The following is a 4949-nucleotide window of genomic DNA, read 5'->3' as shown; positions in this document are numbered from 1 at the left end:
TTTATCCCGGGGGCTTTGTGGGCGGGGGGCCCGGGGGGTTGTTGTTTTAAACCTACTGGTGGGGGGCTCCTGTATCAAATTGGTGGCGCCCCGCTCCCAGTTGGCGCCTGCTCGGGCCCGACGGTCCGTCAGACCTCCACGACCACAGGCAGGATCATCGGCCGGCGCCGGTAGTTGTCCGAGACCCACTTGCCCAGCGTGCGGCGAACGAGCTGCTGGAGCTGGTGGGGTTCGACCACGCCGTCCTGGGCGGAGCGCTCGAGCACCTCCGTGATCCGGGGGGCCACATCGCCGAAGGCGGAGTCCTCGATGCCGGAACCGCGGGCCTGGATGTGCGGGCCGCCGGTGATCTTTCCGGTGGACGAGTCGATGACCACGAAGACCGAGATGATGCCCTCGTCTCCGAGGATCTTGCGGTCCTTGAGGGCCGGCTCCCCCACGTCGCCGACCGAGAGGCCGTCGACGTAGACATAGCCCGCCTGGACCTTGCCGGAGATCTTCGCCTTGCCCTCGATGAGGTCGACGACCACTCCGTCCTCGGCGATGACGATGCGGTCGTGCGGGACGCCGGTCAGGGCGCCCAGTTCGGCGTTGGCGCGCAGGTGGCGCCATTCGCCGTGCACCGGCATGAGGTTCTTCGGGCGGCAGATGTTGTAGAAGTACAGCAGCTCGCCCGCGGACGCGTGACCGGAGACATGGACCTTGGCGTTGCCCTTGTGGACCACGTTGGCGCCCCAGCGGGTCAGGCCGTTGATCACGCGGTAGACCGCGTTCTCGTTGCCGGGGATCAGGGAGGACGCCAGGATCACCGTGTCGCCCTGGACGATCCTGATCTGGTGGTCCCGGTTGGCCATGCGGGACAGGGCCGCCATCGGTTCGCCCTGGGAGCCCGTGCAGACCAGGACCACCTCGCGGTCGGGGAGGTCGTCGAGCGTCTTGACGTCGACCACCAGGCCCGGCGGGACCTTCAGATAGCCCAGGTCCCTCGCGATGCCCATGTTGCGGACCATCGAGCGGCCGACGAAGGCGACCCTGCGGCCGTACTCGTTGGCCGCGTCCAGGATCTGCTGGATGCGGTGGATGTGGCTGGCGAAGCTCGCCACGATGATCCGCTTGCGGGCGTTCCCGAAGACCTGGTGCAGGACGTTGGAGATGTCCCGCTCGGGCGGGACGAACCCCGGGACCTCGGCGTTCGTGGAGTCGGAGAGGAGGAGGTCGATCCCCTCCTCGCTCAGACGTGCGAACGCGTGCAGGTCCGTCAGACGGTTGTCCAGCGGGAGCTGGTCCATCTTGAAGTCACCGGTGTGGACGACCATGCCCGCCGGGGTGCGGATGGCCACGGCCAGCGCGTCCGGAATGGAGTGATTGACCGCGACGAACTCGCAGTCGAAGGGGCCGATGCGCTCGCGGTGCCCTTCCGCCACCTCGAGGGTGTACGGGCGGATGCGGTGCTCCTGGAGCTTGGCCTCGATGAGGGCGAGGGTCAGCTTGGAGCCGATCAGCGGGATGTCCGGCTTCTCGCGCAGGAGGAAGGGAACGGCGCCGATGTGGTCCTCGTGACCGTGCGTGAGGACGATGCCCTCGATGTCGTCGAGGCGGTCCCTGATGGACGAGAAGTCCGGCAGGATCAGGTCGATTCCGGGCTGCTCCTCCTCGGGGAAGAGCACTCCGCAGTCGACGATCAGCAGGCGGCCGCCGTACTCGAAGACCGTCATGTTGCGGCCGATCTCACCGAGACCGCCGAGCGGGGTGACGCGCAGTCCGCCTTCGGGGAGCGGAGGGGGCGGGCCGAGTTCGGGATGCGGATGACTCAAAAGACTCTCCTCACCACACGCGCCACGTACCGGTAGGGCACGTGGCGCGCATGACGTTCGTGCAGATGCAGTTGTCTGTGTGGGGTGCGCGGGCACCGGTGGCCCGCTTATTCAGTTGTGAAGCACGCGCGCGGGGGTCCCGCGCGAAGTCTGATGTCAGAGCTGTACCCCGCCGGCGGCAAGATCGATCTTGAGTTGCTCGATCTCTTCGGGCGCGCACTCGACCATGGGGGCGCGCAGGGGCCCGGCGGGCAGGCCCTTCAGGGCGAGCGCCGCCTTGGTCGTCATCACGCCCTGGGTGCGGAACATGCCCGTGTAGACGGGGAGCAGCTTCTGGTGGATCTCGGTGGCCTTCTGGACGTCTCCCGAGGTGTACGCCTCGACCAGGGCGCGCAGCTCGGGGGTGACCACGTGGCCGACGACGGAGACGAAGCCGACCGCGCCGACGGAGAGCAGGGGGAGGTTCAGCATGTCGTCGCCGGAGTACCAGGCGAGGCCGGAGGTGGCGATGGCCCAGCTCGCGCGGCCGAGGTCGCCCTTGGCGTCCTTGTTGGCGACGATGCGCGGGTGCTCGGCGAGACGGACCAGCGTCTCGGTGTTGATCGGGACGCCGCTGCGGCCGGGGATGTCGTAGACCATGACCGGCAGGCCGGCGGCGTCGGCGATGGCCGTGAAGTGCCGGTAGAGGCCTTCTTGCGGGGGCTTGTTGTAGTACGGCGTCACGACGAGCAGGCCGTGTGCGCCGGTGCGCTCCGCGGCGCGGGCGAGTTGGATGCTGTGGTGGGTGTCGTTGGTGCCGACGCCGGCCACCACGTGGGCGCGGTCGCCGACCGCTTCCAGGACCGCCCGTACGAGATCCGCTTTCTCCGCGTCGCTGGTGGTCGGGGACTCGCCGGTGGTCCCATTGATGACCAGGCCGTCGTTGCCTGCGTCCACCAGGTGGGTGGCGAGCCGCTGCGCGCCGTCGAGGTCGAGTGCGCCGTCCGCCTTGAAGGGCGTGACCATGGCGGTGAGGACCCGCCCGAAGGGGGTCTGCGGAGTCGAGGTCGGAGCCATGGGTTACACGCTACTCGTTGCTCAGGACCGGGTCTGCCCTAGGGGCAGGCGACAAGTCGCGACAAAGGTGGAGCCCGGCACTGCCTGCTCGGGGGTTCAAGCAGTGCCGGACCCGTTCGATCAGGCTAAGTGAACTTCTCGAAATGCCGCAATACGGACACTTCGCACGGCTGAACCGTACATCTGTACCTGATCGGGGAAACCGGGGCGCGTTACGGCGCCACGCGGCCGTTCGCGTTGAAGGCGGCGTAGGTGAGCGGCATGAGCCGGGCCCACTCGGCCTCCATCTTCTCGCCCACCATCTCGATCTCACGCTGCGGGAAGGACGGGACCTTGGCCAGCTCGTGCTGGGTGCGCAGGCCGAGGAAGTGCATCAGCGAGCGGGCGTTGCAGGTGGCGTACATCGAGGAGTACAGGCCGACCGGGAGGACCGCGCGGGCGACCTCGCGGGCGACGCCGGCGGCGAGCATCTCCTGGTAGGCCTCGTACGCCTGCCGGTAGGAGTCCTCCATCACACGGCCGACCAGCTCCTGCTGGGCCTGGGTGCCCTCGACGAAGACGTACTTGCCGGGACGGCCCTCCTGGACGAGCTTGCGGGACTCGTCGGGGACGTAGAAGACCGACTGGAGCTCCCGGTACCGGCCCGACTCCTCGTTGTACGACCAGCCGACGCGGTGCCGCATGAACTCGCGGAAGACGAAGATCGGGGCGCTGATGAGGAAGGTCATCGAGTTGTGCTCGAACGGGCTGCCGTGCCGGTCCCGCATGAGGTAGTTGATCAGGCCCTTGGAACGCTCGGGGTCCTTGCCCAGCTCCTCCAGGGACTGCTCGCCGAGGGTCGAGACGCGGGCGGCGAAGAGGACGTCCGCGTCGGACGCGGTGTGCTTGACCAGCTCGACGGTGACGTCGCTGCGGTAGCTGGGCTTGGGGTCGTCGGCTGGGGTGTCGGTCACGGTTGGCAGGGCCTTCCCATCTCGTCGTGTGGCGACGTCACTCTACGGCCCGTCGAAATCGGAGCCATCGGTGGCGTGCCGCAATGAAGTCGGCGAAACAGGGCACCTCTGAGGGAGTTCTTTCGTCTCTACTGATGAAAGTGATCCGTTCCACCTCCGAAGGAGAAGCACCCCTGATGTTCGGTCGGCGTGAACCCGTACCGTTTGCCTTCGTCGCCGAGGCCGACAGGTTCCGCAGCAATATCACTCCCCCACCGCGTGAGCGGCTGTCGGTCAGCCAGAAGGCCGGGCGCTGGCTGATGGGCCTGACCATCGTGGCGGGGCTCGTGGGTTCCCTGGTCATCGGGACACCCGCACTGACGGTCGATCGCCCGGACTCGCATCCGCAGCAGTCGCAGGCGTCCCAGAACCACTGAGTCACCGCGGGCCGGCGGTGACTCCGTCCGGCCCCCTGGCAGTGGTGACCGCGGAAACAGATCGGTAGCCTCACCGGGCACAGCCCACGCATGGATCGAGTGAGGACCAGCCGTGCCCCTGCCCTTCCTGACGGCCGACCGCGTTTTCGACGCGGCGGACGACGTTCCGCTGCCGCACGAGGACCGTGACACCTGGCGGCGGCCGTACCGCCCCGGGCCGTGGCGAGTGGGGGCGGCGGCGCTGGCGCTGCTGCTCGCCTCGTTCGTGCTGTTCGCCGCGGTCATCATCGCGGCGACGGCCGAACCGGCCTCGGCCGGGCTGGTCTTCGCTCTCGCGCTGCTCGTCATCGCGGGGGCGCTGCGGCTGCTGCGCGTGGGCGTGTGGGTGAGCGCGCGCGGGCTGCGGCACGTGGGTTTCCTCACGACGCGTACGGCGCCCTGGGCGCAGGTCGTCTCGGTGCGCACGGTGCAGCAGCCGGTGCGCTGGCTGGGACTCCCCCGGACCCTGCAGGGGCAGGCGCTGCTGCTCGTCCGGCGGGGACAGGCCGCGGACGGTGTGCCGCCGCTGCTGACGACGCACAACGCGGACTTCCTGGGCCGGACGGAGGCCTTCGAGCGGGCGGCCGACGCGGTGGGGGCGTGGGCCGACGAGTACGGCCCGCGCTGACGTCCTGATGACAATGCCGGCGGGGCCGGACCGTGCGCGGTCC

5 protein-coding genes are annotated in these 4949 nt (G+C 68.8%); 2 read left to right on the top strand and 3 right to left on the bottom strand.

All coding sequences use genetic code 11. The annotated features are described in order from the left end of the window. Positions 1–128 precede the first annotated feature (128 nt). The 3 genes from ACFT4A_RS42195 to thyX form a co-directional block, all read right to left on the bottom strand. Positions 129–1814: a ribonuclease J gene (locus ACFT4A_RS42195; protein WP_382841956.1), complete on the bottom strand. Its 1686-nt coding sequence runs from the start codon at positions 1812–1814 to the stop codon at positions 129–131. Between the two features lie 156 nt (positions 1815–1970). Next, the gene (dapA, locus tag ACFT4A_RS42190; RefSeq protein WP_382841953.1) at positions 1971–2870 is read right to left on the bottom strand and encodes a 4-hydroxy-tetrahydrodipicolinate synthase; all 900 of its coding nucleotides are present in this window, start codon (positions 2868–2870) and stop codon (positions 1971–1973) included. A gap of 212 nt (positions 2871–3082) precedes the next feature. Next, positions 3083–3823: an FAD-dependent thymidylate synthase gene (thyX, locus tag ACFT4A_RS42185; RefSeq protein WP_215118190.1), complete on the bottom strand. Its 741-nt coding sequence runs from the start codon at positions 3821–3823 to the stop codon at positions 3083–3085. Positions 3824–3999: 176 nt separating this feature from the next. Here thyX and ACFT4A_RS42180 point away from each other — a divergent pair, with 176 nt between their 5' ends. Beyond that, positions 4000–4239 carry a hypothetical protein gene (locus tag ACFT4A_RS42180; protein ID WP_382841959.1) on the top strand — a complete coding sequence of 80 codons (240 nt, stop codon included), beginning with the start codon at positions 4000–4002 and terminating at the stop codon, positions 4237–4239. Positions 4240–4351: 112 nt separating this feature from the next. Continuing rightward, on the top strand, positions 4352–4906 hold the full coding sequence (locus tag ACFT4A_RS42175; protein WP_382841950.1) for a hypothetical protein: 555 nt from the start codon (positions 4352–4354) through the stop codon (positions 4904–4906). Positions 4907–4949 lie beyond the last annotated feature (43 nt).

Source organism: Streptomyces sp. NPDC057099, assembly GCF_042671245.1.
Lineage (GTDB): Bacteria > Actinomycetota > Actinomycetes > Streptomycetales > Streptomycetaceae > Streptomyces > Streptomyces purpurascens.
This window is presented reverse-complemented; position numbering and strand designations above follow the sequence as displayed.

What these genes read in the sequence shown, in the direction of transcription:
- dapA (WP_382841953.1), bottom strand. Translation starts at nt 2,870, where the DNA reads ATGGCTCCGACCTCGACTCCGCAGACCCCCTTCGGGCGGGTCCTCACC.
- ACFT4A_RS42180 (WP_382841959.1), top strand. Translation starts at nt 4,000, where the DNA reads ATGTTCGGTCGGCGTGAACCCGTACCGTTTGCCTTCGTCGCCGAGGCC.